This window comes from Halostagnicola kamekurae (assembly GCF_900116205.1).
GTDB lineage: Archaea > Halobacteriota > Halobacteria > Halobacteriales > Natrialbaceae > Halostagnicola > Halostagnicola kamekurae.
The window spans coordinates 1-4609 of sequence record NZ_FOZS01000015.1 but is presented as its reverse complement, the minus strand read 5'-3'; the positions used below and the strand labels follow the sequence as shown (position 1 = coordinate 4609).

The window sequence follows — 4609 nt, the reverse complement described above, 5'->3', positions numbered from 1 at the left end:
TGTCCAGGGTATTCCCAAACCAGGGTATACCCATAAACTCGGTCTTGAGGCGCTCTTCTCGGTATTTGGATTTTGGTGTCCAGGGTAAATCACAGCCCGGAGTAAATGGTCGTCTCGCTGTCCAGGGTAAAAATCGCAAGACGGCAGTACTGTCCAGGGTAAAACCGGCTCAAAAACCAACTAGTATAGAGAGGGTTGCCGCCGCAAAAGGGAGTAGATGTGGGGGAGAGCGCTATTGGATTTCTATCGTGCCGCTGATACGGTGCTGGCAGCACAGTAGCAAGGCTTCACAGCCGAGTGAATATACATGATAGGAAACCAGACAAATACTATCGATACGAGCAGCATTCCTGAGATGGTAGAGGAGTACGACCAGTGGGTCTGTTGGCGAGAAGAATCTCGAGATGGGAAGCCAACGAAGATCCCGGTGACACCGGGGAGTGGTGAGTTTGCGTCCTCGACGGATCCGCCCACATGGGCGTCGATCGAGACGGCGCTCGAGTATGCCGACTCGAGAGAGGCAGACGGCATTGGGTTCGTGTTTACCGACGACGATCCAATCGTCGGTGTGGACCTGGATGACTGCCGAGATCCGGAAACTGGGGACGTCGACGACGTGGCTCAAGACATTATCGAGCGGCTCGATTCCTATACGGAGATCTCCCCCTCGGGAACTGGCTTCCATGTGCTCATCGAAGGAGAACTCCCGGATGGACGGAATCGTCGTGGAAGCATTGAACTGTACGACACGGCTCGTTTTTTCACCGTGACCGGTGATTCCCTCGAGGAGACGCCTGGTCGCGTTGCTCGTCGACAGGACGCACTCGAGGCGATTCACTGGGAGTATGTCCAGGACACCGATACTGGCGCGAAATCCGAACCCGAGAATCGTGGCACGACTAACGAGCAGGTGTCGACGGGCGAGGGAGTCGATATCGACGTTGACCTCGAGGACGAGGAGTTGCTCAAGAAAGCCCGAAATGCATCGAACGGATCAAAGTTTGAGCGACTCTGGAACGGAAACACGGTAGGGTACGAGAGCCAGTCGGAAGCCGATATGGCGCTGTGCTGTTTGCTGGCGTTCTGGACCGGTGGCGACCACGCTCGAGTAGATCGGCTCTTTCGGCAATCAGGGCTTCTCCGGGAGAAATGGGACGACGTCCACTACGGGGATGGCTCGACGTACGGCGAGAAGACCATCGAACGAGCAATAGCGAACACCTCCGAATTCTACGATCCTGACACTCGAGAGGACTCGAGTGAAGCGAGTTCCAGAGAGAGCGAGTCGTCAACCACCAATAATCGTAACGAGCCAGCGCAGAATCATGCGTATATGGTCGAGAAAAACCGTCTGTTGTCCGATCGCGTCGACAACCTCGAGGCAGCACTCGAGGAGAAAGACGAGCGTATCGCCGAACTCGAGACGACCAACGAAGCGCTTCGAGAGACGCTCAGTGATTATCAGGAGGAACTCGAGCGTCGTGATCAGGCTTCAGATCCCGAAGTGGGTGAGACGAGTACTGAGGAAGGCAACTCGATCTGGACCCGTGCGCGGCGGTTCGTCGGTGACGATAACTGAGTCTGGTAGAGGTGTCATAGAACGATCCACGTAGGGTTCTTTTCGCGCCATCCGGACTGAACTATCTGTTCACTATACCTGCATACTTATCGAAAATGATTAGATAGAAACGCCACGACTAATGATACGCTATGGACGATACTCGGATCATTCAGGTAGCAACTCTCTGGTTTGTTGTCCTCATCTACATACAGACAGCCTCTGGTGGCGGTGGCGCAGTTAATATGGCCATCGGGTTCATTGCTATTCTTCTTATGTATATTCTTCCGCTCACTCTCGTTATTTTTGTCATCCTACAACTCATCGATAGATAGACCACCTATACTGAACGGCAACTACATGTGCTTATTCGGCAGAAAGTATTCATACTGATTACTGTATGCTTGAGTAATGCGTGACCGCTTACTGAAGGGGTTCTGTGCTTTCGCAGTTATACTACTCGTGACTGGCTGTATGGGGACTCCCGTTTCGGAACAACCGGACTCAGATCATCCAGTGGATCTCGAAAACCATGGCAGTGAGGGCGCAACCTTCGACATTACTGTTGTACGAAACGCCACGGGCGAAATCGTTCACAATCAAAGTCATGTACTTGACCCTGGCAAAGAGCGAGAAGTCTACAACACCGACAGAGCGTCCCCTAATGGCATTGAGACCTTTGAAATCCGCTGGGCCGCACGGAATGAAACCGGACAGGTAACCATCAAGACGAACCAATGTTACGGAGGCGCATATGTAATGATTCAGGAGGACGGTACCGCCTCATCTACGTACTCGATTTGCTGAGTGAATCTCCCTCTACTAACCGATACGTGTGTCCCCTATTCCGAACACCCACAAACTCAAAACTAAGTCTCAGGTGATTCACTAGATGGCATCGACTTCCAAAGATAAAATTCGATGATTTGAGGCGCTACTTTGAGACAATTTAGCCAAGATTTCGAAGGCATCCATGATAGCAGAGCGATTGAGCTCTACTATAGGCTCTCTACAATCACTCAACCTACTGCATTATGGTGATTCACCAAAGCTCTTGAAGCCGGATGAGTTCAATACGGGCCACACAAAACATTTATGAATTTGTCAAGTAAAGCCAATTATGAATCGTCGAACAATACTTGGAATGGCGGGTATAACTGGAGGTTCTATGCTGGTCGGGTGCCTCAGTCTCGCCGAAAATGGCGCAGAGAGTAAGTACCGGTGGCACTACGAAGCGGGCGGTGAACTCGATGTCGTCTCCCAGGGCGTGGTATTCGGCCGGCAGCGCTCTGACGGACAGGTCGTCGCACTCGATAGCACGACTGGTGAACGCCAATGGGCGTACGGGGACGCAGGAGGGATGGACACCTACTCGGAGCTCGCAGTCACAGACACAGGCATCTACTTCGGCTACTGCACCGATGACGACTGTATTGGCCTGTACGCGCTCGACTGGGATGGCGAAGAGCAATGGCGCGACGAATCGGTGGGTACCGGACGCACGAGCCCGTTCGTCGTCGACGGTGTCGTCTACGTTTCGAATTCTGTTGGCGTCGTGCGAGCGTTCGACGCGGAAAGCGGTTCGGAACTGTGGACCGACGGAGTCGACGAATCGGACATCACCTCCAGTGGTTCCGGAATCGTCGACATCGCCGACGCCGTCTACGTAGAGAAAACGGCCGCACTCGTTGCGCTCGATCGAGACGACGGAAGTACACGCTGGCGATACAACCCTGACGACAGTGACACACAGATCATCGATACGGCGGTTTCAGAGGATGTCGCATACGTCGCAACGGGAGAGTGGGTCGCTGGAGTCGCCGACGGCGACGAGTTGTGGCGTCAGTCCGTCGATGCGGTGGATGTGCAGACGGAGATCGTGGGAATCACATCAGACCGCCTTTTCGTGCTCGCGAACGTTGGTCAACACGAGTCCCGTCTGTACGCGTTCGACCGTACGTCCGGCGAGCGAGACCTCCTCTTGGAATCGATCGAGCATCCGGACGAGGAATCCGATCCAGTCGTGACCGTTCGTGATGGGGTGGTGTACGTCGGCACAGACCGACTCCGTGCCATCGATGCGGCGACCGGTAACGAGCGCTGGCAGGTCACGATCAATGATGGTCCAATCTGGTCACTGACCGTTATCGAAGAGAGTAGCGCGGACGATCACACAGTGTTCGTCCGTGCCGGCAAAAATCGACTTGTCAGCGTCGACCCGAATGGCGAACAGACATGGGATAGGTCCGTTATGGGAACGATACGTAACTACTTGGTGGACGAATTCGTGTACGTGGGAACGACCGAGGGGATCTACGCGCTTGAGAGGCAAGCCGAATCCTGATCGGCTGACGCAATCGATAACTACAGTACTGTACTTACCGTTCGTCGACTCTCACAAAGTGGGTATGCGAACCATTCTATGACACCCCTACCGTATCTACAGACAACCCCATGGTACTCCTTTGCTCGAGGATCAATCGGGGGCGATAGATGGATTCCACAAGCACCCCATGCAGTTCCTTGGGAATCAGCTTTCAAGAAAACAAATCCTCATAAACCGTGTGCAGACAAACACCTTCTGGAAGAAGCGACCTCGAGCGCCTTCTAGACGAACAACTCCATTGCAACTCCCCCTGATTGACCGGGTTGTGACTCTCGAGAGTGAGGATTTAGGAGAACGCCCCTTGCTATATCTACACCTTGTGACGAGAAGCACTTAAAGAGAAATCTGTTTTTCAGTGCGCTTTTAGCGTCCTTGGCGAAAGGTATAGTCGTCAGAGGCCCTCTCAATCTGGATACATCGGTTCGATATATGCGGTACCCTCTCTATCCGCTCGAGGAACGAACAGTAACCCCACGTTGCAATCAGTTTCTTTGGCGTTTAGTTCGTGTATCAACGTTTTGCCGAGCGACTGAGCGTTAGCGAGGGAGCACAGAGAAAAACGGTGATGAAGGCTCTGGTGAATCGCCATAGGGCGTTGGGTTGGACCTACATAGTGGCACTGTGAATGAGTCCAATCGTTTCGCCAGCAGAGATTCGGGGGAAAC

The 4609-nt window shown here is 53.3% G+C and carries 2 protein-coding genes; both read left to right on the top strand.

What is annotated here, in order from left to right; genetic code table 11:
• The first annotated feature begins 307 nt into the window (after positions 1–307).
• Positions 308–1579, top strand: coding sequence for a phage NrS-1 polymerase family protein (locus tag BM348_RS20470; protein ID WP_092907968.1), 1272 nt, complete (start codon positions 308–310; stop codon positions 1577–1579).
• 1147 nt (positions 1580–2726) lie between these two features.
• Positions 2727–3902, top strand: coding sequence for an outer membrane protein assembly factor BamB family protein (locus BM348_RS20455; protein WP_245779571.1), 1176 nt, complete (start codon positions 2727–2729; stop codon positions 3900–3902).
• Positions 3903–4609: the final 707 nt, after the last annotated feature.

Excerpts from the sequence above, each read along its gene's own strand:
- BM348_RS20455 (WP_245779571.1), top strand. The coding sequence starts at position 2,727 with ATGCTGGTCGGGTGCCTCAGTCTCGCCGAAAATGGCGCAGAGAGTAAG.
- BM348_RS20470 (WP_092907968.1), top strand. The coding sequence starts at position 308 with ATGATAGGAAACCAGACAAATACTATCGATACGAGCAGCATTCCTGAG.